Origin of the sequence: Psychrobacter sp. M13, from assembly GCF_030718935.1 — a bacterium.
Taxonomy (GTDB): domain Bacteria; phylum Pseudomonadota; class Gammaproteobacteria; order Pseudomonadales; family Moraxellaceae; genus Psychrobacter; species Psychrobacter immobilis_G.
This window is the reverse complement of record NZ_CP132194.1, coordinates 2,908,840-2,934,958: the sequence shown is the minus strand read 5'-3', so window position 1 is coordinate 2,934,958 and position 26,119 is coordinate 2,908,840. Positions and strand designations below refer to the sequence as shown.

Annotated in this window: 28 protein-coding genes; 16 read left to right on the top strand and 12 right to left on the bottom strand. The window is 43.0% G+C overall.

The window, feature by feature from the left end:
- Positions 1 to 9 precede the first annotated feature (9 nt).
- Positions 10 to 1,695 (top strand): ATP-binding protein, encoded by a 1,686-nt coding sequence (locus Q9G97_RS12435; protein ID WP_305899067.1) that lies wholly within the window; start codon positions 10 to 12, stop codon positions 1,693 to 1,695.
- Between the two features lie 51 nt (positions 1,696 to 1,746).
- Complete coding sequence (locus Q9G97_RS12430) at positions 1,747 to 1,926, top strand: hypothetical protein (protein ID WP_305899066.1); 180 nt, start codon at positions 1,747 to 1,749, stop codon at positions 1,924 to 1,926.
- 105 nt (positions 1,927 to 2,031) lie between these two features.
- On the opposite strand, the gene Q9G97_RS12425 is transcribed toward Q9G97_RS12430, so the two are convergent.
- Positions 2,032 to 3,504 carry an ATP-binding protein gene (locus Q9G97_RS12425; RefSeq protein ID WP_305899065.1) on the bottom strand — a complete coding sequence of 491 codons (1,473 nt, stop codon included), beginning with the start codon at positions 3,502 to 3,504 and terminating at the stop codon, positions 2,032 to 2,034.
- 223 nt (positions 3,505 to 3,727) lie between these two features.
- Between Q9G97_RS12425 and rpsP the strand changes: the two genes are divergently transcribed.
- The 4 genes from rpsP (at position 3,728) to rplS (ending at position 6,246) form a co-directional block, all read left to right on the top strand.
- A complete protein-coding gene (rpsP, locus tag Q9G97_RS12420; RefSeq protein WP_305899064.1) occupies positions 3,728 to 3,997 on the top strand; it encodes a 30S ribosomal protein S16 in 270 nt (89 codons plus the stop codon).
- 255 nt (positions 3,998 to 4,252) lie between these two features.
- A complete protein-coding gene (gene rimM, locus Q9G97_RS12415; RefSeq protein WP_305899063.1) occupies positions 4,253 to 4,783 on the top strand; it encodes a ribosome maturation factor RimM in 531 nt (176 codons plus the stop codon).
- A 32-nt stretch (positions 4,784 to 4,815) separates the two neighbouring features.
- Entirely contained in the window at positions 4,816 to 5,586 is a 771-nt protein-coding gene (trmD, locus tag Q9G97_RS12410; RefSeq protein ID WP_305899062.1) for a tRNA (guanosine(37)-N1)-methyltransferase TrmD, read from the top strand.
- Positions 5,587 to 5,814: 228 nt separating this feature from the next.
- The gene (gene rplS, locus Q9G97_RS12405) at positions 5,815 to 6,246 is read left to right on the top strand and encodes a 50S ribosomal protein L19 (protein WP_201570438.1); all 432 of its coding nucleotides are present in this window, start codon (positions 5,815 to 5,817) and stop codon (positions 6,244 to 6,246) included.
- 184 nt (positions 6,247 to 6,430) lie between these two features.
- Here the strand turns inward: rplS and Q9G97_RS12400 are convergent, their stop codons facing one another.
- Positions 6,431 to 6,985, bottom strand: coding sequence for a DUF4442 domain-containing protein (locus Q9G97_RS12400; protein ID WP_305899061.1), 555 nt, complete (start codon positions 6,983 to 6,985; stop codon positions 6,431 to 6,433).
- A 155-nt stretch (positions 6,986 to 7,140) separates the two neighbouring features.
- On the opposite strand from Q9G97_RS12400, the gene Q9G97_RS12395 reads away from it, so the two are divergent.
- The 3 genes from Q9G97_RS12395 to uvrC all read left to right on the top strand — a co-directional run bounded on the left by Q9G97_RS12395 (position 7,141) and on the right by uvrC (position 11,310).
- Positions 7,141 to 7,488: an HNH endonuclease gene (locus Q9G97_RS12395; protein ID WP_305899060.1), complete on the top strand. Its 348-nt coding sequence runs from the start codon at positions 7,141 to 7,143 to the stop codon at positions 7,486 to 7,488.
- 245 nt (positions 7,489 to 7,733) lie between these two features.
- The gene (locus Q9G97_RS12390) at positions 7,734 to 9,296 is read left to right on the top strand and encodes a DUF3360 family protein (RefSeq protein ID WP_201570433.1); all 1,563 of its coding nucleotides are present in this window, start codon (positions 7,734 to 7,736) and stop codon (positions 9,294 to 9,296) included.
- 130 nt (positions 9,297 to 9,426) lie between these two features.
- Positions 9,427 to 11,310 carry an excinuclease ABC subunit UvrC gene (uvrC, locus tag Q9G97_RS12385; protein WP_305899059.1) on the top strand — a complete coding sequence of 628 codons (1,884 nt, stop codon included), beginning with the start codon at positions 9,427 to 9,429 and terminating at the stop codon, positions 11,308 to 11,310.
- 257 nt (positions 11,311 to 11,567) lie between these two features.
- Here uvrC and Q9G97_RS12380 read toward each other — a convergent pair whose 3' ends face one another.
- The 3 genes from Q9G97_RS12380 to lgt form a co-directional block, all read right to left on the bottom strand.
- Positions 11,568 to 12,140: a dihydrofolate reductase gene (locus Q9G97_RS12380; RefSeq protein ID WP_305899058.1), complete on the bottom strand. Its 573-nt coding sequence runs from the start codon at positions 12,138 to 12,140 to the stop codon at positions 11,568 to 11,570.
- A 56-nt stretch (positions 12,141 to 12,196) separates the two neighbouring features.
- Positions 12,197 to 13,054 (bottom strand): thymidylate synthase, encoded by an 858-nt coding sequence (locus Q9G97_RS12375; protein ID WP_305899057.1) that lies wholly within the window; start codon positions 13,052 to 13,054, stop codon positions 12,197 to 12,199.
- Positions 13,055 to 13,156: 102 nt separating this feature from the next.
- Positions 13,157 to 14,041 (bottom strand): prolipoprotein diacylglyceryl transferase, encoded by an 885-nt coding sequence (gene lgt, locus Q9G97_RS12370; protein WP_305899056.1) that lies wholly within the window; start codon positions 14,039 to 14,041, stop codon positions 13,157 to 13,159.
- A gap of 145 nt (positions 14,042 to 14,186) precedes the next feature.
- Here lgt and Q9G97_RS12365 point away from each other — a divergent pair, with 145 nt between their 5' ends.
- Both Q9G97_RS12365 and Q9G97_RS12360 read left to right on the top strand, forming a co-directional pair.
- Positions 14,187 to 15,845 (top strand): DUF4139 domain-containing protein, encoded by a 1,659-nt coding sequence (locus tag Q9G97_RS12365; protein WP_305899055.1) that lies wholly within the window; start codon positions 14,187 to 14,189, stop codon positions 15,843 to 15,845.
- Positions 15,846 to 15,870: 25 nt separating this feature from the next.
- Positions 15,871 to 16,704 (top strand): NRDE family protein, encoded by an 834-nt coding sequence (locus Q9G97_RS12360; RefSeq protein WP_305899054.1) that lies wholly within the window; start codon positions 15,871 to 15,873, stop codon positions 16,702 to 16,704.
- Between the two features lie 241 nt (positions 16,705 to 16,945).
- Here Q9G97_RS12360 and Q9G97_RS12355 read toward each other — a convergent pair whose 3' ends face one another.
- Complete coding sequence (locus Q9G97_RS12355) at positions 16,946 to 17,467, bottom strand: RNA pyrophosphohydrolase (RefSeq protein WP_305899053.1); 522 nt, start codon at positions 17,465 to 17,467, stop codon at positions 16,946 to 16,948.
- Positions 17,468 to 17,836: 369 nt separating this feature from the next.
- Here Q9G97_RS12355 and Q9G97_RS12350 point away from each other — a divergent pair, with 369 nt between their 5' ends.
- Together Q9G97_RS12350 and Q9G97_RS12345 are read left to right on the top strand one after the other, a co-directional pair.
- On the top strand, positions 17,837 to 18,250 hold the full coding sequence (locus tag Q9G97_RS12350; protein WP_201570410.1) for an OsmC family protein: 414 nt from the start codon (positions 17,837 to 17,839) through the stop codon (positions 18,248 to 18,250).
- Between the two features lie 14 nt (positions 18,251 to 18,264).
- Complete coding sequence (locus Q9G97_RS12345; protein ID WP_305899052.1) at positions 18,265 to 18,690, top strand: MAPEG family protein; 426 nt, start codon at positions 18,265 to 18,267, stop codon at positions 18,688 to 18,690.
- 87 nt (positions 18,691 to 18,777) lie between these two features.
- Here Q9G97_RS12345 and Q9G97_RS12340 read toward each other — a convergent pair whose 3' ends face one another.
- The gene (locus Q9G97_RS12340; protein ID WP_305899051.1) at positions 18,778 to 19,773 is read right to left on the bottom strand and encodes a tRNA-dihydrouridine synthase; all 996 of its coding nucleotides are present in this window, start codon (positions 19,771 to 19,773) and stop codon (positions 18,778 to 18,780) included.
- A 156-nt stretch (positions 19,774 to 19,929) separates the two neighbouring features.
- Here Q9G97_RS12340 and Q9G97_RS12335 point away from each other — a divergent pair, with 156 nt between their 5' ends.
- On the top strand, positions 19,930 to 20,295 hold the full coding sequence (locus Q9G97_RS12335; protein ID WP_305899050.1) for a hypothetical protein: 366 nt from the start codon (positions 19,930 to 19,932) through the stop codon (positions 20,293 to 20,295).
- 168 nt (positions 20,296 to 20,463) lie between these two features.
- On the opposite strand, the gene Q9G97_RS12330 is transcribed toward Q9G97_RS12335, so the two are convergent.
- The 5 genes from Q9G97_RS12330 to hisIE form a co-directional block, all read right to left on the bottom strand.
- A complete protein-coding gene (locus Q9G97_RS12330; RefSeq protein ID WP_305899049.1) occupies positions 20,464 to 21,960 on the bottom strand; it encodes a UvrD-helicase domain-containing protein in 1,497 nt (498 codons plus the stop codon).
- A 206-nt stretch (positions 21,961 to 22,166) separates the two neighbouring features.
- Entirely contained in the window at positions 22,167 to 22,928 is a 762-nt protein-coding gene (tatC, locus tag Q9G97_RS12325; protein ID WP_371747948.1) for a twin-arginine translocase subunit TatC, read from the bottom strand.
- A gap of 80 nt (positions 22,929 to 23,008) precedes the next feature.
- The gene (gene tatB / locus Q9G97_RS12320) at positions 23,009 to 23,722 is read right to left on the bottom strand and encodes a Sec-independent protein translocase protein TatB (protein ID WP_305899047.1); all 714 of its coding nucleotides are present in this window, start codon (positions 23,720 to 23,722) and stop codon (positions 23,009 to 23,011) included.
- Between the two features lie 39 nt (positions 23,723 to 23,761).
- A complete protein-coding gene (gene tatA / locus Q9G97_RS12315) occupies positions 23,762 to 24,037 on the bottom strand; it encodes a Sec-independent protein translocase subunit TatA (RefSeq protein ID WP_201570397.1) in 276 nt (91 codons plus the stop codon).
- A gap of 185 nt (positions 24,038 to 24,222) precedes the next feature.
- Positions 24,223 to 25,077, bottom strand: coding sequence for a bifunctional phosphoribosyl-AMP cyclohydrolase/phosphoribosyl-ATP diphosphatase HisIE (gene hisIE / locus Q9G97_RS12310; RefSeq protein WP_305899046.1), 855 nt, complete (start codon positions 25,075 to 25,077; stop codon positions 24,223 to 24,225).
- Between the two features lie 296 nt (positions 25,078 to 25,373).
- Here hisIE and rpmI point away from each other — a divergent pair, with 296 nt between their 5' ends.
- Positions 25,374 to 25,571, top strand: coding sequence for a 50S ribosomal protein L35 (gene rpmI, locus Q9G97_RS12305; protein ID WP_201570393.1), 198 nt, complete (start codon positions 25,374 to 25,376; stop codon positions 25,569 to 25,571).
- Positions 25,572 to 25,709: 138 nt separating this feature from the next.
- Positions 25,710 to 26,066, top strand: a complete 357-nt coding sequence (gene rplT / locus Q9G97_RS12300; protein ID WP_201570392.1) for a 50S ribosomal protein L20 — start codon at positions 25,710 to 25,712, stop codon at positions 26,064 to 26,066.
- The last annotated feature ends 53 nt before the right edge of the window (positions 26,067 to 26,119 follow it).

The window sequence follows — 26,119 nt, the reverse complement described above, 5'->3', positions numbered from 1 at the left end:
ACGACACGTATGTCATTAGTCTCTTCGTTAAAACACAGTATCTTCGTTCGTATCTATGGTGGACTCTTGATTGTCTGTCTATGTGTGGCTTTGTTTGCACAACTTTTGATGGATACTATCAATAAAGAGCGAGTCCAATCTTATCGCGAAAATATGGCTACGGGTGCGTTTTATTTGGTGAGTGAGGGGATTTCTCGGCAAGAAAGCGAGTCTCAGCGTGAATATTGGTTATCAGATGCCAGTAGTCTTTTCGGCTCAAGCTTTCGCGTGCTACCGATTGAAGAAATAGATTTTAGCTCAAGTGAGCTGCGTCGTTTTGAAGATGGAAAGACGGTTGTACGTTATGTGGCTCAACCAACTTTCGCTGATGTTTATCATCGCCTGCCAGATGGTGAGAGTGTATTGACGGTCAGAATATCACAAGTGACCGAGCAGCAAGTACGCGCTATGGCAGTGTTTTTATTAGATGATTTATCCTACTATGCAAGAATATCGGAAAAACGTGACCGTCTGACCCAGCTATCAGAGAAATTTGCCTTTCCGCTGACATTGAAGGGTATTAATACCTTAAATTTGGATAGCGATCAGTTAGCCCGTTTGCGCCGTGATGAAGTGGTGATTTTGTTTCAAGATACCAGCAGTAGTCAAGGCAGCTCTTCGATCAAAATTATTGTGCCATCTGAGATCAATGATATGGTCGTGATGATGGGACCTGTACCGCTCTTTAATTGGTTTCCACTGAATCTCATTATCAGTATGGTACTGATCAGTATGTTCTTAATCAGTTTGGGCGTCTATGCGCTTATCTTCCCCCTTGAGCGCAAATTGCAGCTGATCCAAGTTGGCGTTAATGAGGTTAGCGAAGGCAATCTCGATATTCAGGTGCAAGTGATAGGTCAAGATGAAATTGCACGGCTGTCAGCGACTTTTAATGCCATGACATCGCATATTAAACGCTTGATTGAATCTCAGCGTGAGCTGACACGCGCGGTGTCTCATGAATTGCGTACACCCGTTGCTCGTATCCGCTTTGCCGTCGATATGCTTGCTGATACTGAGGATGAAGACTCACGGTTTCAACAGCGTGATTTTATTGACGAAGATATCGAATCTTTGAATGGTCTAATCGATGAAATCTTAACCTATGCTAAATTAGAGGAAGGCTCGCCTAAGCTTGACCTAGAGTCTGTGAATTTAAAAGAGCTGATAGAGCAGGTCGTGCGTGAGACGAATGCTTTAGGCAAAGATATTAAGATCGTGGGGAACCCGCCTAATGCAAAAGTAACGGCTATTGCTGATCGTCGCTATTTACATCGCGTCATTCAGAACTTGGCTGGTAACGCTCTGCGCTATGCAGAGACGACAATTGTTATTAGCGCTGGAGTCAAAAAAGGTGACGCTTTTGTGATGGTTGAAGATGATGGGCATGGTATTCCGGAGGCGGATCGCGAAAAGGTATTTATTCCTTTTGCCCGCTTAGATGATAGTCGTACCCGCGCTTCTGGTGGCTATGGATTGGGCTTATCGATAGTATCACGCATTGCTTTTTGGTTTAATGGTATTATGAGTGTAGACGAGAGTCCTGATCTTGGCGGTGCTCGCTTTACTATGACTTGGCCGATAAAACCTCTGACCCAAACTATTTCAGCTGATCAAATCACTCAAGATCAAAGCGAGAGAAGTTTTGAGAGCTAGTTCAAAAATTTTGCAGCTTATGCATAAAACTATAAAATAGGAGGGTAATTAATGCCTTATTTATTTGGTGCTCTAGTACTTTTGAATGCTATTACCTTAGGGTATTACTTATTTTTACAGCAGCCAAGCGCCACCGATAGCCTACAAAAGGCGCAATCTGAAATTACCCAGCCCTTGGTTTTTGCGAATAGCGCGGCTTATATTCCACCGCCTATTGGGGAAAGAGAGTAGTAAGTATCATTGCTAAGTGTACAGGTTAAGGCTGCTGAGCTAAAAGTAAGTTAGTATTTTGCTGGTAGGTTGATCTTGAGCAGCTATGTTAGCGTAAGTTTACCTTTATTCGCCTTTGATAACGTTATCAGGGTTAGGTAAGGTTTTAGTATCAATAGCTGCTGTATCATCGTCTGTGACTTTAGATATTAGAGGAATACGGACGCAGACTTGCAAGCCGCCATGCGGATGATTAGTAGCTTCGACTTTGCCATGATGTAGTTCAGCAATACGATTCACAATCGCTAGTCCCAATCCGCTACCTTGAGTGGTACGAGCCGTCTCACCGCGCTCAAAGGGCTGCATGATGCGCTCTAGCTGATCCTCTGCTACCCCATCACCGCAATCACGCACACAAATCACTAATTGCTCTTGCGCTTCTTTGTTCATATCGCTCTCGCTAATTACATCTTCATCTACTACGATTTCAGTTTCAATAAATGTCGGGACGATAGTCGCAGATAGATAAATCGGTGGTTTACCGTAGCGATTGGCATTATTGACTAAGTTTATGATTAGGCGCTTGATTGACAAGGGGCGTATCGGTACTGCTTTATCGCAATCAGACTGATAAACAAACTTCATCGGCGCAAACTGCACCATAATCTCTTTAAATATCGTATCTAAATTGGTTAGACGAACAGGCTCATCAGAACCATCTTTCATAAAAGAGATGAACTGCTCAAGGATCGCATCCATATCTTCAATGTCGTAAATAAGACCTTCACGAAAAAAGTCATCAGGCAACATCTCTGCAGTCAGACGCATCCGTGTCAATGGCGTACGTAAGTCATGAGAGATACCTGCCAACATAATAGTGCGCTCTTTTTGTGCTTGATTGAGCGTCGTAAATAGCCTATTGAACGCAGTATTGACTTGACGGATTTCGGTTGGCCCATTATCAATCGGTAAAGTTGTTGCATGCCCCAAACGAATATAGTTAGTTGCCGCACGTTGCAAGTGCCGCAGCGGTCGATTGAGCTGACGCGCCAATAAAATAATAGTTAACAGCGTCAATATTGGTAGCCCAAGTAAGAATAAGAATAATAGTACAGGACTATATTGGGAGTAGTAAACAACAGATTCACGTATCCAAAAGCTAGTGTCACGGCTATCTTGTATCCAAATCTGCGGGGTAGGCTTGAACTTAAAGTAGACCTCTACTGGACGCCCCAGCTGCGCGCTGATCTCACGCTGTAATACATCGGTAAATAATCCTACAAAAGCCTTGTCTGAAACTTCTGGAAAGTCGTTAGGATTATTTACCACAACGACATGCGAGTGGTTATAAACCCAGCGTTGTACTTTCAAATCATCTTGCCAGTCTTGTTTTACGCTATTTATTAAGCGCAGCTCGCTCGTTAGATAACGAGCATGACTCTTTAGCTCAGGCAGATAAAGGCTTCGCCAAAAAAACCAGATGCTCAAGCCAACACTGATAATGACAATAAAGGCGACCACCAAAGTCGTCTTCCAGCTGTTAGAGTAAGAGCGAGAAAATAAGCTTTGGCGACGTGTACGTGAGCTTGGAGGTGTCATATCAGTGGTGGCTCTAGCAAGTCAATAGTAGCCTAAAGTATAGTGCAATAGCCCTTATTGTGCCATGAGACATTCAAGGTTTTCATAAAGCATAAGGCATAACACAGACTTCGATAAGCTGATGTTATAAAAGCATTAAATAAACACAGTTTAGGTGTTTAATCAAAAAATACTATGTTATAATTACGCCCTTTTTGGTATACCTGCGAAAGAGAGAATTCACATGGTTGTTATTCGTTTAGCACGGGGCGGTGCCAAGAAACGCCCGTTTTATCAAGTAGTAGTTGCTGATCAACGCCGCGCGCGTGATGGCCGTTACATCGAAAACATTGGCTTTTTTAATCCGCTAGCTAAAGATTCAGAAGAGTCTGTACGCGTTAACATGGAAGCGTATCAGTCTTGGATCGACAAAGGCGCACAGCCTTCAGATCGCGTTGCATCAATAGTTAAGTCTTACACTAAAGCTGCTGCTACCACTGAAGCTACGGCTTAAGTAGTAAACGCAGAGCTTATAATATAAACAGCTGATTTAACAATGTTAACTAAGCTTTTATAGTATTTAGCTTGCATTAATACAGTTTTTGAAATACTGCGTAACTGGTTAATCCAAGTGCGCTATTAACTGTTTATTGCTGCTGTAAGCTTATTGTTGCGATAAAAATTTATTGTTTTGATAAGTAGTTGCTAGATTTTATAGTAGTCATTACTTATTGTTTATTATCATTTATAAAAAGCTAGGTTCGCCGCTATGTCATCTGCTCCAGATCCTAAAGCCTTGATGAAAATCGCTCAGCTCAAAAAGCCTTATGGCATAAAAGGCTGGGTATGGGTATTTAGTGAAACGGATAATCGCGAAGACATCTTTGCTATGCAGCCGTGGTGGATGAAAACTGCCACTGGTATGCAGCCATTGACTGTCAAAGCGTGGCGTCAGCAAGGATCGGGAATTGTTGCTCAGTTTGAGCAAGTACCTGATCGTAATGTGGCTGAGACTATGAACGGAGTTACCGTTTGGGTCGAAGACGTATTACCAGAGACGGCGGCAGATGAGTATTATTGGTCAGACTTGGTGGGCTTGAAAGTCATCAATGAACAAGACGAGTATTTGGGCGACATCACTGAAATGTTTGAAACGGGTGCTCACGATATAATGCGAGTAGCGGTTACCTCAGACAGTTTAGATAATGAAGAGCGCCTGATACCTTGGCATAAGCAAACGGTTATGCAAGTCGATATGGCTAGCAAAACGGTAGTGGCTGCTTGGCCAAGCGACTATTAATACGCATCAATATTTATCGCTATAGGATTTAGATGTATTTTGCCGTGATTAGTATTTTTCCTGAGATGTTTGCCTCGATTCGTGATTTTGGTATTACGGGACGAGCTAGCGCTCAAGGTCAGGTCACGATTGATTGCATTAACCCACGCGATTATACCGCTGATAATTATCGCCGTATCGACGAGCGCCCCTATGGTGGTGGTCCTGGTATGGTAATGATGGCAGAGCCGCTAGCACAAGCGATTGATGATGCTCGCGGCCGTGCTACTCAGCATGGTTGTCGTATTGATGCGGCGCATTGCCCAGTGATCTATATGTCCCCACAAGGACAGACGCTGAGCGAGAATAGTGTGCTTGAGATGAGCGATTACGATGGCATGATTATATTATGTGGTCGTTATGAAGGCATTGATGAGCGCCTGCTTATGCATTACGTCGATAGTGAAGTGTCTATTGGGGATTATGTCCTTACAGGCGGTGAACTACCAGCGATGGTGCTGATGGATAGTGTGATACGTCGTCTGCCTGATACTATGGGCGACGATCAGTCCGCAATACAAGATTCGTTTGTCGATGGTTTGCTGGACTGCCCACATTATACTAAGCCACATGAGTATGCTGGTATGAGCGTTCCTGATGTACTACTTTCAGGTCATCATGCTAATATCGCCAAATGGCGTTTTGGTCAGCAAGTTGCTCGAACCCAAGCGCGTCGGCCAGACTTATGGCAAGCGTTCACGCCAAATGCTCAGCAAGCGAAATGGCTAAAAGCTCTAGCGAAATCTGATAGCAATAGCCATTAAATAAATGATAGCAATAACGGCTTTAAAAGTTAATTTATAAGTTTTATATAATAACTGAACAGGTCATAAAATAATGGCCGTTTACCAAACCCTTATCCTGTATGTGACTATTTTTTAATTATACTTTTTATTATGAAGTTTAACTATAGATGATTCAGATACAATCCATTATTACAAACAGGTGATATGCGCATAGCCTCTATTATCTAATGTGAGGAGATAACTCTCATGAGCAACAAACATCCATTAGTGCAAAGTGTTGAAAACTCTCAATTGCGTGAGCATCCGAAATTTAGCCCTGGCGACACGGTTGTCGTACAAGTAAAAGTTCGTGAAGGCGAACGTGAGCGTTTACAGGCTTTTGAAGGTGTAGTAATCGCTAAGCGTAACCGTGGTCTAAACTCAGCATTCACCGTGCGTAAAATTTCAAGCGGTGTTGGTGTTGAGCGTGCATTCCAGTTGCATTCACCTATTATCGATAGCATCGAATTGAAACGCCGTGGTGCGGTTCGTCGTGCGAAACTTTACTACTTACGTGAGCGTTCTGGTAAATCAGCACGTATCCGCGAAAAGTTGGGCGCACGTCCAGCGAAGCCTAGCGCTCAGAAAAAGACTGATGCCGGCGTTCCTGATGCTGTTGATACTGCACCAGGTATCTAAGCTGAGATCTGCTACAAGCCCTTATTTATAGGTTTATTATATTAATAAGTAGGCGTACCAAAAAAGACAAAACCCCAGTTTGTGCTAATGCCAAACTGGGGTTTTTGTATCTATAACTTAAGATAGTAGACTTTAAATTACATTGAGTTTTAATCGTTCAACACGACCTAAGTAAAAATGCTCTCTAATCAATAGCCGCTATAGGGCTACTTTGATCTTTAGATTTGCTGTGATTACGCAAACGGATATAAACGGTTTTGGTTACGGTAGCGATGACTTTTTGCTGAGTATCAACAATCTCAGTTTTATAATTACGAAATACTGCTTCGCCATCCTCGGCCAGCTTGCGAATTTGAGCAATTTCATCGTTGGGTATTTTTATACGGGCAGTGACTTTGGTCTTACCTGGCGCTATAAACTCAATGTGCGAGCTTTTATCCCAGACTACATAGCTGCCACCAAGCTGATGCAATAGCATAGTCATATAAAACGGGTCGATCATCGAATATAAGCTACCACCAAACTGGGTACCGACAATGTTTTTATTAAGCGCATTTAGACCCATGCTGACCACACATAGCCCTTGATCTAAGTCAACATGCTCAACCTTAATGCCAGCGCCGACATAAGGCGCGTAGCTGTTAATACGCAGCTTCAATAAATGGGGAGATAGTAGCGGCATGATATTCTTTTTAGTTTTACGCTTAAAGGTTTCAAAATTCTTCGGTAATAGGCTCATACAGATATCCTGTGGTATTTTTATAATTATCGCAAGGGTTCAACACGCCCTGAGCTTTTGTACGCTCTAAGCTGATAAAAGAGGTCTATAATAATTAATAATGGAATTATCTACCAGTCTTAATGCGTAACTGGTTTAAAAGCAGGGAAATAATTATGTCTCATAATAATAATTTAACTACTACGCAAAGCGATATTAATACTGACAGCGCTTGTGAGTTATGTGCTCGTACTGAGTTGCCACTGACTCGCCATCATCTTATCCCACTGGCACGGCACAATAAAACTCGGACCCAGCGCCATTTTAGCCGCGTAGCAATGAAAACCGATATTGCTATGCTCTGTCGACCTTGCCACAGTCAAGTGCATCGACTGTTCGATAACCATGAACTGGCGAGCTACTATCACAGCGTTGAGCGTTTGCAAGCACATAGTGAAGTAAAAAAATTTATCAATTGGGTAAAAAAACGTCCAGCGGGTCTAAAAATAAGAGTTAGACACTAAACTATATTTTATCGGCCAGTGTTTAAGATATCCATAATGTTAGTGTTGATACATTTTGTATCTTTTTAACGGCTAATTTGGCATATGCTGCTCGAATCTGAAAACCTTGTAACTTACAATAGCTATCAATTTGTGTTGGGCGGCTCATTTGTTTACTAAAACAAATAATCGTCTGCCGCACTCAAATAGTTCTTATTTTGATAGCTTACTTTGATAAATGGTTTCAGACGTTATAAGGTGGTGTGATGAGTAGTACTCAAGATTCGGCTGTCGAGCATAGTCTCCAGCAACCCAATTCCTCTGATAGCAATCACGATGGTAACAACAACCCTAGTAATAACGATTCTAATGAACTACCTGACAGTTATCCAAATCTGCACAAACCAAGCGCTAGTTTCAAAAACCGCGATGCTTATCTAAAGCATGAATTGCAAATCATGCAGCCTAAACGCTGGCGAGTTAACCTACCTTTTCGTGACTACCGCTTTGAATATGAGGATACTATTCCTGCGATGGCAGCGACTATCGGCAAAGTCGTCATGGTTGGTGCGATTGCGGCTACTTTTGCAGGGCCACTCGGATTGAGCGAGGCCTTTGTATTAGAAAACGTTCGTTATGAATTACTGATTGTCGCTGTTTTTGTCTTTTTATTCTCAGGCTTATTATTACCGACTGCTAACTTAGCAGGGACTCATGGCCCGTTAATTCCGCTCATTCCTATTGTCGTCGCTGCCGGTGGTCATCCGATGGCCTTTGGCTTGCTCATTGGTGCATTTGGGCTGCTATTAGCCATCAGTAAAGGTGGAAGTCTGCTGGCAAATTTAACGAGTAAGGGAGTGTGCGGCGGTTTACTACTATACCTAGGCTTTATTGGCACCACCTCACAAGTTAAGAATCTATTTGCATGGGCAGAGGGCATTGGTATGTCGCATATTGCCTTTACCGTAATTTTGCTAACCATCGTGCTTTATGCGGTGTTAGAAAATTACCAGAAGCGTTGGCTTGCCGTACCGCTCAGCTGTCTACTGGGTGGCGGCGTGGCGTTTGCTATGGGTGCGCCATTCGAGTTTAAAACTGCTCCAGGCTTGCCGCATATGAGTCCTGCTTATTGGTGGGGTGAGAACACAGGCTGGATGCTAGGGTTGCCAACGGTTGAGAGCTTTATCGTAGTACTTCCTTTTGCTGTACTGGCTGTCGCTATGTGGTCGCCTGATTTTTTGGGTCATCAAGTGTTCCAAAAGATAAGTTATCCAAAACGGACTGAGCGCGTGCTAATGGATATTGATGATACGATGACCAGTGCTTCTATAAGACAAGTAGCTGGCTCAGTACTTGGTGGTGCTAACTTTGCGTCATCGTGGGGAACTTATATTGTTCCTGCGGCGATTGCTAAGCGTCCGATTCCTGCTGGTGCGGTATTAACCGCGTTGTTCTGTCTGATTGCTGGTCTTTGGGGCTATCCGATGGATTTAGCGATTTGGGAACCTGTGATGTGTGTGGCCTTAATCGTTGGCGTCTTTATTCCGCTACTAGAGGCTGGTATGGAGATGACGCGCGAAGGTAAAACCACCCAGTCAGCAGCGATTGTGGTGTTTGCTTCAGCTTTAGTTAATCCAGCATTCGGTTGGTCGATTACCTTGCTACTAGATAATTTGGGCTTAATTGGTTCCAAAGAGCGTAGTGCCAACTTATCCAAAATGAGTCGCTGGATAATACCAGCAGCCGTGTTTATTATTCTAACGGGTGTTATGGCTATCGTCGGTATGCTGCCAGGTATTCCTGCGCTAGTAGCCAGCTTCCGTCATTAGTATTCTGTTACCAAATGACGTCTCCTAACTTCTAAAAGTCAGCCTAGCGCTGGCTTTTTTGTGCTTGCAATTTAAGCAAAATTACCCCATAACTAAGCGTAACCCAGCGTTTTTATGAGTATTATTAATTATGGCCAAAGCTCCAGAAGTAACTACTGTTAATAATAACAGCGTCAATAATAGCAATAATAATGACAAAGAGGATCGGAAAGTCCGTCTAAAACATCTCATCAAACGCCTGCCTAATTTGCCAGGGGTATATAAGATGCTGGGTAAAAATGGTGATATTCTCTATGTTGGCAAGGCAAAATCACTTAAAAGTCGGGTTAATAGCTACTTTGCTAAGACCATCGACCATCCGAAAACTCGTGCATTAGTTGCCCGTATTGATAATATCGAAACGATCATTACCCGTAGCGAGACCGAAGCGCTATTACTTGAGCAAAATTTAATCAAAGAATATCGTCCGCCTTATAACGTGATGCTACGTGACGATAAGTCTTATCTCTATGTCTTTATTTCAGCAGATAAACCTTATCCACGATTGGCTTATGGACGCGGTAAAGGCAATCATCAAAAAGGCAAATTCTTCGGCCCGTTTCCCTCAGCTCATGCTGCAAAAGAGACATTAGTGCTGATGCAAAAGATGTTTCAGATGCGCCAATGTACCAATACCTTTTTTAAACAGCGTAAACGTCCTTGCCTTGAGTATCAAATCAAGCGCTGCCGTGCGCCTTGCGTCGGTCTGGTAACGCCAGAGGACTATATCGAAGATGTTAATAATACTATCCGCTTTTTAAAGGGTGATTCTAGCGACATTCATAGTACGCTGATTGAAAAGATGGAAGGCGCAGCTGAAGAGCTAGATTTTGAAAAGGCGGTGTTTTATCGCGACCAGCTATCGATGCTACGCGAAGTGCAAGCAAGACAAGCTGTCTATACCGTGCAAGGCGAGGCGGATGTGATAGCTATTGATAGTCAAGCGGGCATGACTACAGTTAATGTGCTGACAGTACGTGGCGGTCGCGTGCTAGGTGGCAAAAACTACTTCCCTGATGTCGATAGTAGCGAGCCGCTAGCAGATAACCTATCCGCCTTTATTATGTCGTTTTATTTTCAAGTGACCGACGACTTGCCTGCGGAGATTATCTTAAGTCATGAGTTACCTGATCAGTTGGCGGTTGCTGAGGCCTTGGCAACTCATTTTGGTAGCAAAGTGGTTATCAAAACCAGCGTCCGTGAGCATCGTGCCGAATGGCTGGATCTAGCGACTCTTAACGCTCATAACGCCCTAAAAACTAAATTAGGCGATTATCTGGAGCTGCATGCGCGTTTTGGCGCGCTCAAAGATGTGCTGACTACGGTAACGGATCGAGTCATCGACCGTATTGAATGTTTTGATATCTCGCACACGATGGGTGAGGCAACAATTGGTAGCTGCGTGGTGTTTGATCAGGGCGGCTCGCGTAGGCGTGATTATCGTCAATATGCGATCCATGATATCGTCGGTGGTGATGACTATGCAGCGATGAAACAAGTACTGACTCGCCGCTATAAGAAGCAGCCGTTACCCGATTTATTATTGATTGACGGTGGTAAAGGTCAGCTGAGTATGGCGAAAGAAGTGCTGATTGAGCTGGATATGCTTAACGATACTTTGCTGGTCAGTGTCGCAAAGGGAGAAGGGCGTAAAGCCGGGCTTGAGGTATTACATTTCTTGAACCACGAGCCGTTAGATCTACCGATGGATAGCAAGGCTTTGCATTTACTGATGCATATTCGTGATGAAGCGCATCGCTTTGCCATTACTGCGCATCGTAAAAAGCGTGATAAGCGTCGCTCGTCTTCAGTGTTAGAAGTGATACCAGGGCTAGGTGAAAAGCGCCGCCGTGATTTGCTTAATCACTTTGGCGGCTTGCAGCAGTTGTTAGGAGCGTCGCAGCAAGAGCTGGCAGGCGTAACAGGTATTGGGCCTGTGCTCGCCAAGACGGTTTATAAGGTGTTGCATGAGTAGGTTTTTGATTATATGACTTTTAATGAAATCTGACATTTTGTAGACTGGTGCTTTAGCCTTGAAAAACATCAAAAAATTGCACTGCAATTTCAGTTTCGCAAGGTAAACTCTTTAAATAAAGTTTCCTTAAATCGTAATAACTCACTGAAAACCAGACTACAAATATTAGGGTATAATCCGTTATTGGTGCGCAGAGCGCACCCTACGCCAAATTGTGCCGAAAATTATGATTTTAAAAAGTCGCTACTGTCGAAAGCTTAGCGACTTTTTTCTCTCTTATAACTCACAAATTTAAAGTCCAAACCACTTTTATCATCGTTCATCTGCTCAGACTCTTGAGCAGCTTTAAAGTCGCTTGGCAGCTCAGGGTAAAAAGCATCGCCATCATTGATTTCAGTAGCTACATGAGTCAGCTCAATACGGTCGGTATACATCATTGCATTGCCAAATACTTGCTCACCACCGATCACCCAAATCGTTTCCAAATGCGCGCCATGCGCAAGGCTGGCGGCTTGGGTCAAAGCATCATCCAAATTATGCACAACATAAGCATTATCGCAGTTTTCTAAACCCTTTTTCTGAGCATAATCCAACTGACTCGTGATAATGAAGCTAATGCGTTTTGGTAGCGGTTTACTGTTCATTGACTCAAAGGTTTTACGGCCCATGATGACAATACCTTTAATGTCACTATCGCTATTGGCAGTCGTCATCTTTTTAAAATGTTGCAAATCGGCTGAGATATGCCAAGGTAGGTTATTGTTTTTACCGATACAACGATTGCTACTAATAGCGGCGATTTGGGCAACTTCGGTGTTGGCATAGCTCATAAAATGTCCTTTTTGCTTATTGAAAAATCACGTCAAAACAGTGTAAAAAATAGCTTTTATACTGCAACTTTAGCCTTGATAGCAGGATGCGACTCATAGTTTTCAACGCTAATATCTTCGTATCTAAAGTCAAGAATATCTTTTACATCAGGGTTTAACTTTAAAGTAGGAAGCATCATTAGTGAGCGCGATAGTTGCAACTCTACCTGTTCGCGGTGGTTTTGATAGATATGACAATCACCACCTGTCCAGATAAACTCACCGACCTCTAAGTCACAAACCTGCGCGACCATGTGGGTGAGTAGCGCATAGCTGGCAATATTAAACGGCACACCTAAGAATAAATCGGCTGAGCGCTGATAGAGCTGACAAGACAGTTTATTATCCGCGACAAAGAATTGAAATAGGGTATGACAAGGTGGCAATGCGACCTGATTGGCCTCAGCTGGATTCCAACCTGAGACAATCAAGCGCCGCGAATTAGGATTGGTTTTTATCTGCTCAATGACGTCAGTGATTTGATCAACACCATCCTGATTGTATCCAGTAGCTGTTTTACTAGCGCCATAATTACGCCATTGATGACCATATATAGGCCCTAAATCACCTTCAACGCGATTAAAGTGCGCAGTCTGCTCACCCGTTGCCCATTCATTCCAGATACGTACGTTATTCTGTTGTAAATAATCGACATGAGTGCTACCACTCAAAAACCATAGTAGCTCATAAGCGATGGACTTAAAGTGTACCTTTTTGGTGGTCATTAGCGGAAAGCCCGCCTGTAAATCAAAGCGTAATTGTGCGCCAAAATGACTTAACGTACCTGTACCCGTACGATCGCCTTTTTCAGTACCTTCAGCTAATACTAGCCTTAATAAATCAAGGTAAGCCGCTTCATTCTTCGTAGTAATCATGACTTTTCAAATTCCATAATCTTTGGTTTTAATATGACTTACTTTCAATGTCATTTACTTTTGATGTTACTCAATTTCAAGCTACCTCAGTTTCAAAACATCTTAATAAGCCGACTGGCGACCCCAGTCATAAATATCGCGCTTGTAAGCGTAAATAATTAAGAAAATGCCGATGACAATCATTGGCGCACTTAGTATTTGCCCTTTAGTCACCCAGCCTAAAAGAATAAACCCTTGATCAGCATCGGGCTGACGGAAGAATTCGACGATGAAGCGACTAAAGCCATAACCGAGCATAAAGACACCAGTGACGGCCATACGTGGACGCGGCTTGCTTGAGTACCACCACAAGAGTAGGAACAGTAGTAGGCCTTCGGTTAGCGCTTGATAAAGCTGTGAGGGATGGCGTGGCAGTAGCGCTTGGCCATTGACCTCAGTGACTAGCTGTTGAAGCGCAGGATTGGTCTGTAGTAATGCCAAATCAGCTTGCGCCGCTTGCGGAAAATAGGTCAGCCAATTATAGCCGCCATCAGAGACACGTCCCCATAGCTCGCCATTGATATAGTTACCTATACGACCGAATAATAACCCTGTCGGTACACAAGGTACGATAAAGTCGAGCACTTGAAATGGGGTCTTTTTATATTTACGGGCAAAATACAACATGCCAAGACCAACGCCAATTAAGCCGCCGTGAAAGGACATGCCGCCTTCCCAAACTTTAAACAGATAAGCTGGGTTTTGTAATAATTCACCGAATTGATAAAATAAGACGTAGCCGATACGACCGCCTAATATCACCCCAAGCGCACCAAAAAACACTAAGTCTGAGACCATATCTGTCGACCAGTTATCGCGTTTGGTGCTGCGATACCAAGCCAAACCGTAAGCGGCTGCAAAGGCCAACAAATACATTAAACCGTACCAGTGTACTTCGACTGGGCCCATAGACAGGGCTACGGGATCGTACTGGGGATGAATGATCATAAAAGTGTCTTAAATAGGGTAGTAAAGTGCTGACTATAATAGCAAAATTCGACTTGAACGAACACTAGCATAATGCAATGAATAGCAAAGGCTATAAAAAACCGCTAGTATAGAAAAACGGCTCTTAAATTTTGAGGAAGTATTTATGCAAAAGCTTCAATCAACAAAGATTTTGACTGTAATGAATACAAAAAATCAGCCACTCATTAATGATAAACGATTGGCAGCAGTGCTCTTGTCTAGCGTTGCGCTGGCTATGATTAGCCCTAGTATCCAAGCTGCTAACAGCCAAGTTGAGCAAGTCACTATCTATCAGGGTCTTGCTAGCGTTACTAGAGCACTGCCTATCAATGGCAGCGGCGAGCAAACGCTGGTATTCTCTTGTTTATCACCATTTATAGATAAAGATAGTTTGAGCGTGCAAGCAGCTGCTAACGTCAATATCGGTGAAGTCAGTATTGAAGACTTGAGCGGGGAGCAGGCGGCGCAGTGTCAGTATCAAGGCGATGCCAAAGTACAAACTGGACAAGATAATCTAGCAGATATTAATGCCGAATTAGAAGCCGCTTATTTAACTAAAGTCTATTTGCAAAACTTAGCTAAAGTGACGCAAATCAGTATCGATGGTACGCTTGCTAATAATGTGCGCGACTTAGATACTCAGGCCACTGCTATTAATAAGAAAATATTAGATATTCAGCAGCGCCAAGCTCGGGCGCAGGATGCTCTCAATCAGCTGATGGCTGGCAGCACGACCTCTACTCGTAATAATGTGACCCAAGTCAGTGTACGTACAGCCAGTCGCAGCCCAAGTTCCGTTAAGCTACATTACCAAGTGCGCGGTGCGAGTTGGCAGCCGACCTATCAGGCGCGGCTTAACACTGAGAGTGAGCAGTTGGCTATTACCGCATCGGCTGTCATTGCTCAGCAAACGGGTGAGAACTGGATCAATGTGCCCCTGACGCTAAGCTCTGTGAATCCTAATAAAAATACCACGGGTCAATTGCCTAATGTGCCGCGATTAGGGCTGTATGAAGAAAATAATAAAACCGTTAGTGTGCAGCCGATGATGGAACCTGCTTATGCTCCCGTACCTGTTGTGGTCTCTGGACGAATGTCTGAGGCTGATGCAATGGATGCTGGTATGGCGCCGCTACCTAGCTTTACCGTAAGTAGTCAGAATAAAAATGGCATTATTGAATATAAGCTACCACAGCGTATTAGTATTCCTAGCGATGGTCGCCGCGTGCGGACTTTGCTGGATGAGCAATCAGGTCCTAGTAAGGTTTGGGTTCGTAGTACGCCAAGCGCTGAGCTGGCAGGCTATTGGTATGCGTCAGCACCGTTCTTGACCCCAGCTTGGGTGGATGGCTCCTTGCAGTTGTACCGCGACGATAACTACATCGGTCAGTCGCGCTACAGCTATCAGCTGCTAAAAGAGCAAGGGATCGGTTTTGGTATTGACCCTAATATGATCGTCAAGCAATTGGATAATGAAGACAAGCAAGGCGACCAAGGCGCATTTAATCGCACCCAGACTTTAACCAAAACCCAAGCTTATCAGTTTACCAATCAGCACACTCGCCCTATTCGCCTGCAAGTATTAGGTAGTGAGCCGATCAGTCGTGATGATGACCTCAAAGTCAATGCGACCTATACACCACCAGTGACTGAGCGCGATTGGAATGATAATAAAGGCATAGTCGCTTGGGAATTTAACTTGCCAAGTCAGCAGTCGCAAACGGTGCAAAGTACCTATCAGCTGAGTTATCCTGCTAAAAAAACGTTAACAGGCAACTATTAAAATAAACAACTAAACAAGGATAACTATGTGCATCGTCGCCATTGCTTGGCAGCTGTTTGATGAACTACCACTGGTACTATTGTCTAATCGTGATGAGTTCCTTGAGCGTCCAACTCAGGCTTTACACCAGTGGTCAGATCAACCAGTCTACGCGGGTCGTGATAGCCAAAGTGGTGGCACTTGGCTAGGCGTCTATCGACAAAAGCAGCAACAATCGTATCAACAACAACATCAAGTCACTGCTAAACAAAATGGACGTTGGGCCGCGGTATTGAACTTTCGTGATGGCGTGCAAGCAAGTGCAGATGAGCGCTCGCGCGGTGAATTAGTCACCAACTTTCTGACCAGCGATTTATCACCAATGGCTTTTGCAAGGCAAATAAATTTGCAAAATTATGCAGGGTTTAATTTGATTATTGGCAACGATAAGCAAGCGGTTATTGTCAATAATCGCGGCTATGCGCCAACAGCGCTACACTCAGGTCTGCATGTGTTCTCTAATGGTCAGCCTGATGAGGGTTGGTTTAAAACTGAAAAATTGCGCGGACGTTTAAGACAAGAAGTATTGCCGTTAATAGGTGAGGATAGCCGTTTAGATTATTGGCAAGATGCTGCCCTTGACGTGATGTCTGATAAGACATTGGCACCTGAGAATAAATTACCTAAAACAGGTGTAGCAAAGCCAATTGAGCAAGCATTATCATCAGTGTTTATCGCACCGATAGTTTTAAACGATACCGCTATAAAAATGCCAAGCTATGGCACTAGAACGCAAAGTATTTTAACTCTACGCTGTACAAAAGCTGATGAGTCAGAACTAAAAGCTCAACTTATTAGTCGTGAAACGACCGATCTTTAAATTATGTTTAGATTTATAAGATGAATCAAGCCGTAGGGTACGCTCCATCGCACCATTAATAGTAGGCGTAGCGCACCCTACAAAAGCTAAACGAGTCGAGCACTTTTAGTCATATATTTTGGGTTTGATATATAATTCTTGAATTGTGCTCTCAGCATTAGACATAAAAAAACCTCTGTTAAACGCTAAAGATGCTAGCGCCTAACAAAGGTGTTTTTACTTTATAAATCAAATCATCTATTTATTCCATCAGTAAATGATTGTCCTGTTCTGGGATAATCAGCTCTTGCTTTAGCGGTAGCTCACGTACTAGCTCCTGTAAAGCTCGGCGATATACTCCGCGTTTAAAGTGAATCACTTGTCCGAGGGGATACCAGTAGCTGACCCATTGCCAATGGTCAAATTCTGGCTTGCCTTCATCAAAGCGGATGTGTTGAGTGTTCAGCTCATCTAAGCGCAGCAAAAACCACTTCTGTTTTTGCCCAATACACAAAGGGTGTTGTCCATGGCGCACGTAACGATTGGGCAAACGGTAACGTAGCCAATCTTGGGTAACTGCCAGTAAGTCTACATGACGCGGGTGTAATCCGACCTCTTCCCAGAGCTCTCGATACATCGCATCCATTGGCGTCTCCCCACGGTCAATACCACCTTGAGGAAACTGCCAAGCGTTATGACCAATGCGTTTTGCCCATAGCACTTGTCCTTGTGTATTCGCCAAGATGATGCCGACATTGGCGCGAAAGCCGTCTGCATCTATCATAGCGTAACCTTTTAATCATTTAAAAGATCTCGTTTTTACAGGGTATAAACAGTAGTCATAATTATTATTGGGTGACTACTATAGCTACCTGATAAAAATGAGTTTCATTACTGCTATTAAACCAAGAAACCATCAAAATGTGTAACAATATTTTGCTATAAAATGTTTCACGACTATGTATGGTGATAATAATTGAATCAGGATTGCTATCTAAAAGTAGCGATTATCTAAACAGGTAATAGTAGATAATTTTAGCTATGACAATTGAGCTATAAAAACAGCTTTTAGCTTGTGCTAAACTGAACACCTAAAATTTCAGCACTAATTTTACTTTATATGAGTAGAGATTTAAAAAAAGGATAGTTAACAATGGCAGAGTCAAAAGCAAGCGTTACTTGGCAAGAGAGCAAAGCTTTTATGGGCGTATCGCCATCAGGGCATAATGTACAGATAGATGCGGATAAAGAAAAAGGCGCGAGTCCAATGGAGCTGATATTGCTCGGACTTGGCGGCTGTGCGAGTTATGATGTGGTATCGATACTACAAAAGTCACGTCAAGAGGTAACGGATGTGCGTTGTGAGTTGACCGCTGAGCGGGCCGAAACTGTTCCCGCTGTTTATACCGCTATCCATATGCATTTTGTAGTCACAGGTTCTGATATAGCAGACAAGCAAGTCGAAAGAGCGATTAGACTTTCTGCGGAAAAGTATTGCTCGGCTAGTCGTATGCTGGTGCAAGGTGGCGTAAATATCACTCATGATTATGAAGTGATTGCAGGGTAGGGGTCATTGAGATTATGAATATGCTTTTTGGATTTATCTCTGATACCGCAGCGTCAGCAATATGGGCAATGCTAGTTGCTAGTTTATTGCCGTGGTTGGTTTCTCTAGCGGCTAAGGTGTTTGGCGGATTTAAGATCAGGAACAATGCCAATCCTCGTGATTTTATGCAAAATGCCACGGGGTTAGCAGCAAGAGCTAATGCCGCTCAACAAAACAGTTATGAGACGCTGCCGATATTTCTGGCAGCAGTGTTAGTTGCGATGCTATTTTTTGTGCCACAGTCCATTATCAATATTTTAGCTTGGTTATATGTGCTGATCCGCATTGGCTACTGCGTCGCTTATATTACTAACTTGCCGATGTTTCGCTCAATACTTTGGGTATTATCGATGGTATGTAGTTTGATGTTGTTCTATCTAGCAATTCGCATTAGTGTTTAAGACTTTGGCAATCTTTTAATGCTAAAACGCTGTAATTTTAATAGTTATAGTGGCTAACGATTCAAAAAATTCTTATTATAAAAGTGATTATTGTTGCAAGCTAGTTTTCAGCGTTTCAATAATAGCTACTCTATTTCTCTCGCGCTTAATCTCATTCCATAAAGGCTGCGCTTCAACGTAGCCTTTACTCAGCATACCGAGCCACTGCTTATAGCGACCGACTAGTACCACATCGTTTTTTGCGGCGCCCTCTAAGAATTTAATCTGATGATTCAATAGCACTTGCCAAGATAACTCAGCATTATCAATCAAATTATTCCCAGTCGACTTTTCTACTTGCGCTAGTAAATCTGGGCGTGTCACTGCTCCTCGACCTAACATCAGATGCTGAGTTGCTGACTGCTGCATACAGTTTAGGGCTTGTTCGCTATTCCAAATCTCACCATTAGCGATGACAGGTATATCGAGGGCATTAAAGCTCTGAATCTTATCCCAATAAGCAGGTGGCTTATAGCCTTGGGTTTTGGTGCGTGCATGAATAGTCAGCCAATCTGTACCGCTAGCTGCGATAGCGCCGCGAATATCATCCATTCTACTAGTATCGGTATAGCCGAGACGTATCTTGGCGGAGACTGGAATATCGTTAGGCACGGCTTGACGTACCGCACTGATAATCTCGTACATTACCTCAGGTTCATCCAACAATACTGAGCCACCGCGATGGCTATTGACGGTCTTAGCGGGACAACCAAAATTAATATCGATAGCAGGGGCGCCAAGCTCACAAGCATAGGCAGCATTCTCTGCCATCAGTTGGGCTTCGCTACCAAGCAATTGGATATGAATAGGCGTACCTGATGTCGTCCTAGCATCATTATGTAATTCTGGCACGAATCGATAGAAGACATGCGCAGGCAAGACATGCTGAGTCACGCGAATAAACTCACTCACTGACCAATCATAAGGGCGACCTAAATCAGCGGCAATCTGCGTTAATATTTGCCGCATGAGAGGATCGGTCAAGCCTTCCATTGGCGCTAGGAGACGGACGGGGTTGGCGAAGAATTTATCGGAAAATGACATTGCGTTCATAGGGTGTGATATAAAAAGGTATGATAGCTTATCTCAATTTATTTGTGTTGATTTGAGTTCATAGTTTTTAATAACCTTACTTCAAACCTTGTAGTTGACTACTAACTGAATACGATATTAATCCATAAATTAAAAGGAAAAATTAAGATGAATAATTTTTTAGCAATAAATGAGTTTCTTAATGAGTGGAGAAATACGATTAACTTTAAAGTTGAACCTGTTGGTCATCTTTTTTTCTCAGCAAGAGTAACTTATGACTCTATTAAATATGGTGTTCAAAGGGAAAACTGCACAGTACGTGTACACAGAAATGGAATTAATGATGGTGATATTGAAATTTTTGAATGTGGTGATTTTCAAAGCAAATCACATCATTTAGGTTTTACGGATAATTGGCAAGACTACTCATATGACAAGATAGACGGATCAATTATTGTGGACGGAAAATCAGAGAAAATGGGTGGCAAGTATAAAGTAAGGATTTGTCCAAATGGTATCGAACCAAGATTATAATTTCCTAATAACTTTTCATAATGGAAAACCTTATGAAAAGTTACAGTTGGCGTAGGCTGGGTTTTTAACCCAGCTACAAGACTTTGCAAAGTATAAATGCTGGGTTAAAAACCCAGCCTACAAAGAATCAAGCTCAGTTTAAAGAACTTTGAATATATCTAACCAAACCTAACTCCCATAAATAACCTTTTTACCCGTCTGCAATCCTGATATCAGCGGTTGAATATTAGCAATATCTAAGTTCACTTGTGCGCGGGTACAAGCCACATATAGCAAGCGCAATTCCTCAGGACTAATCTTAATACCGTTAGTTGTGACATCATAATAAAAGTCATCATCTAATTGCACTTTACCCCATTCCAGCCCTTTAGCTTTATGCGCGGTTGAGATGACATAATCAGCATTTTCAATTTTAGTAAGACTATTTACTGCTTGAGTTAATACCTTAGTACCATGATCATCGACTAGCTTGACTAAAGTCTTAAGATCGCTACCCTCAGAGGTCTCAGAATACTCTTGTACATCTGACCAGTTATAAAAATAAGCCAGCTCAGGCACGCCATAAGCCGACTTACCATTTTTCAAATTTTCAGCCGCTTGACAGAACTTTAGCATCCGCTCGGTATCCGCTTGTAATGCCACACGATGGCCTAATTTTAGACCCGTTAATAATTGCGACATCGCCGCCGCATTGGTGCGACAGAGTATCGCGTCCTTTTTGCTATGAACCAATCCTTTTACCGTTGATGACTGTTTATTCGGATTGCCTATTAATGGCACATCTTCTTGCAAGGCTTTTAATAAAGTATTAGCAACCTCAGCAATAGGATCACCAAAACGAAACGACTGGGTTAATAAAGTCTGCGGCAGTGGCAGCTTTTTCATCGCATTGACCGCACCGCGCCATTCATAAATCTGCTGATGCGCGTCGCCAACATAAATCACTTGTTTGGACTGTTGGGTTAAGATACCCATCATCAGTGGATCAGCATCCTGCGCTTCATCAAACAGAATAAAATCAGCGGGAATACTTGGCTTAGATAATGCCCACAATTTCAGATAAATATCATGACCGATACCCGCTGGATGACGCGCATCTATCGACTGTAGCCAGCGCTGCTCAACGGCAGGATAGAGCATCTCACGCAGTTGCTCAGCATCTGACTCATCTAGCCATTTAGGAAAGTCGATATGTCTTGGCGCAGGATAGCTGGCATGGGTGCTACAAAAGTTACTCACCGCATCGCTGACAAAACGAGCCAGACGCGCTGGCGTCAAAGTAATATATTTATTAACGCCGTCCATTTGCCGCCGCACTTGCACGGGTCGCAAGCCCAAGTCATCGCCCAAGCGCTTCGGTGAAAATCGCGGTAATGATAGTTTGGCGGTGATATCGCGCGGTACATGGCGATAGGCCAAGGAGTGAAAGGTGCGACAATCCACATGACCTGGAAATTTTGAGCGCGCATCATTGGAAATAGCTTTATTAAAAGCTAAGTATAATCCGCGACCGCGCAGGCGCTCACCAATAAGCTTGAGTGTGGTCGTCTTACCTGCACCTGCATACGCCACCACCTTAAACGACTTGTGATCCATCGCCATATTGAGCGCAGCAAGCTGCTCATCGGTTGGACTACTCATATAAGCGGGCATGGATGCAGACATAAAAGCTACCTAAAAATTTTGAAACATATAAGAGTTAAAAGTATTAAGCATAAAAGCTATAGCGCTAAAAAAAGCCAAGGTATAAACAATGGCTGGTAAATATTAAATAAATTAAAAGTTATGAGTTTGTGAGCCTAGTGTTTTTTAGTTCAGTATTTTCTCAGCCTAGTATAAAGGATATTAGCGGTTAATAACGTCTCAATTAACTACTCATCAGCTAAAACTGCACTGGTTTCTATCTTAGCTTTATCTTTGATTAGCAATTTTGCTAACAATAGACCCAGCTCAAACAGTAGCCACATAGGAAAGGCGAGCATCAACATCGATATCCCATCAGGCGGCGTCACAACCGCAGCGACACCAAAACAGCCGACAATGATATAACGGCGTTTATCCTCTAGGCTGTCAATGGAGACAATACCGACCAATATCAATAAAAAAGTCACTACTGGTATCTCAAAAGTCAGTCCAAACACCATAAATAGCTTGAGTGCAAAGCTTAAGTAGCTATCGATATCGGTCATTGGTAAAACATTTTGCGGGGCGAACATAATAAAGAACTTTAATACCCCTTTGAGCACAATAAAGTAAGCAAACGCAACCCCAGCATAAAACAGCATTATCGAGGATAGCAGCACAGGTACGGCTATTTTCTTCTCTTTTTTATACAGGCCAGGCGCGACAAACGACCATATCTGATACAAAATATAAGGCATCGCCACAAATGCCGCGACAAATATAGTTAGGCGAATAGGCGCCATAAAGTTAGAAGTGATATCAGTGGCGATCATCGTGGAGTTAGCGGGTAATTGCGCTACTAATGGATTGGATAAAAAGTCATATAGCTCACGCGAAAAGCCTACTAATGCCAAAAATATAATTAATACCGCGATACATATTTTGACTAAATGTGCGCGTAGCTCAATCAAATGCTGAGTAATCGGCATATCACCTAGTGTATCTAACATCTCTTTGGGTTGCTCACTAGGCGCAGAGCTTTCTGACTTTTCTAGCTTTTGCTGGCGGCTTTTTTGGCGTTTAAATAGACTCATTTCTCAGCCTGCTGTGTCTCTAAAGTAGTCTTGCTACGAGTGCTATCGGCAGTATCATTAGTGTACAACAGTATATCCGCTTTATAGTTGGGTAAATAGGGCGCTGCTGGCAGACGACGTACTTGATCATAAGCGCCTAGTCGAAACCACATGTTCTCCCAAGGACGTGTCATTAGTGGTGGTTTATCGATAACGACAGTTTGGCCATTAATTTTATTTTCATTTTGATGGCTGTCTTTTGTAGCAGTTTGATCATTAGCTTGATTGTCAGCCTGATCATTTGCTTGACTGCCAGACAGTAACGACTCTGATGTCTTCTCTAGGTCATCAGGAGCATCGCTATCATAAGCATAGGAGAATTCTGCAGGCGAGTTTTGCTGCTCTTTATTCAGCGTAGTAAACTGATCCGCTTTAATACTATCGTTTTGCGAGTTTTCAAAAGACTTGAGACTGCCACGCATTTGGGCCATCTCATTAGCCATATCGGATCGAGTCTTGCGAATACTGGCCAACTCATCTTGCATCTGCTGCCTAGTCTCGGCTAGATCCAATTCAGCTTCTATCTCAGACTGAATCGTCGTAACAGTACGACGCAATTTGGCATACCATTGCCCAGCAGTACGCGCTGCTTGTGGCAATTTCTCAGGGCCCAAGACAATCAAGGCAATAACACCGAATAAGAAAATCTCAGAAAAGCCAATATCAAACATAAGGGTTAAGCATCACTATTTATGACAGTCGCAAACAGCTTACACTCTGTGCTGATCATCAGTAGGCGCAGGGCTGATTTCGATATCATCAGTGGTATGAGCAGGCGTAGCGTGAGGGTCAGTAGGTATGCCAGCATCATGATCGAGGACACGGTGTTTTTTGGCGTGTTCAACCTCTTCATCTTTTACCGCTTCTTTAAAGCCTTTTACCGCGCCGCCCAGATCTTTGCCAGCATTTTTCAGTTTAGAGGTGCCAAAGACTACAACGACGACGACTAACAGAATTAACCAATGTGTAATGGAGAAACTACCCATAACGTTGTCCTTATTATCTTGATAAAACCAGTAACCAAAACTTCAGGTCAGTAGTCCTATATTATAACGCGTACTGACCATAAAAAGGCAAAAACAACGTTACGGTTGTTGGGTTGACTGAATCAATAGCTTAGATGATCGATTAACCCTAAGTAGTTTAATGGATTAATTAGACACTTTAATGATTAGCGAGCCGCTTTTTCATCAATACCTGAGAGACCAAAACGGCGTCCTAACTCATTCAATACTGCATCAGATTCGATATCGAACCAAGCTAAGCTCACTAGAGTATGAAACCAGACGTCCGCGACTTCATAGATAAGCTCATCACGCGCGGCATCATAGTCAGCTTTATCGGCTTGCTCATTGCTATGTGCAAAGTCCTTGGCGGCAATAATACTTTCCGTCGCTTCCTCGCCTACTTTTTCTAGGATTTTATTGAGACCTTTAGCATAGAGACTGGCCACATAAGAGCTATCGCTATCGGCTTGTTTGCGTTCAGCCAAAACGGTATCGAGCTGTTGAAGGACTGAGCGATTGATAAGCGCTTTGGTTTTATCATCTACCGTTTTATTATCTACAGATTGTCCAATAGTGCTTTTATTATCGTCGGCATCATCCTTACTACCATAAATGTCGCTGGGATCTTTTAAGACCGCATCAACCGTTTGCCATTTTGGCGTAGACCCTGATAGATCTAGGCGCTGATAAAAACAGGACTCACGACCCGTATGACAGGCGATACCACCTATTTGAGTCACGCTAAGCACGATCACATCAGCGTCGCAGTCTAAGCGAATATCATGAACTTGTTGTGTGTGTCCAGAGGTCTCTCCCTTATGCCAAAGCTTAGCTCGCGAGCGTGAATAATAAACAGCAGTCTGAGTCTGCGCGGTCAATTGTAGTGCCTCGGCATTCATCCATGCCATCATCAGAATGCGCCCTGACGCGTGATCTTGGGCAATGGCAGGAATTAAACCGTCTTGATTAAAAGTGATAGTAGTGAGCCAATCAGGAGTAGCGAGAATAGAGGAAGTCATAAAAATAATCTTATAAGAATTATGAAATAGGGGTGGTTTATATAACGATGATACTGTGAAAACCAACTGAAAGCGAGACCGGAGCAGCGCCTCATTAAACAAAACTAATACTAAATGTGCATATCGTTGGCGCAGGTATAAAATTCAAAACTAGCGGTGGCAAAATCACAACACTTCTGCTAAAATAGCGCCTCCCACCTCGAGGCAAATAGAGGTTTGGTAGTTATCGATATAATTACTAACTTAATCAACTATTTGACGACCAGGTTCTAACACAGAAAAAGAGGCAACTCATCATGAAAAATAAGATGAAAACTAGAAGCGGTGCAGCTAAACGCTTCAAAAAAACAGCAAATGGCTTCAAGCGTAAGCAAGCATTTAAGAGCCACATTTTGACCAAGAAATCAGCTAAGCGTATTCGCCAGTTGCGTGGTCTTAAGATGGTGGACAAGTCTGACGAAGCAGCAGTTCGTCGTATGTGCCCATACATCTAATTGACTAAAGTCACTTTTGGGCTATTATCATTTTTATCTAATATAAAAGTAGTAGTACAAAAGTTATCTGACTTTGCAATCTATCGCCTAACAGCAATTAATATCGCTTACTGTATTTAAAGAATCTTGGAGTAAATTATGGCCCGTGTAAAACGTGGTGTACAGGCAAATCGCCGTCACAAAAAAATCTTAAAACGCGCTAAAGGTTATTATGGTGCTCGCTCACGTGTTTATCGCGTAGCAGTACAGGCAGTTACTAAAGCTGGTCAATATGCTTATCGTGACCGTCGCAACAAAAAACGTACTTTCCGTCGTCTTTGGATTGCACGTATCAATGCTGGTGCACGCTTAAACGGTTTAAGCTATAGCCGCTTTATCAATGGCATGAAATTGGCTAACATCGATATCGATCGTCGCGTACTTGCTGACATCGCTATGCATGATGCAGCGACTTTCACTGCACTCGTTGAAAAAGCAAAAGCGGAACTGGCATAAATATTAATCTTTTTTGATGCTCCGTTGATGAGTGTTAAAGACGAGATTGATAT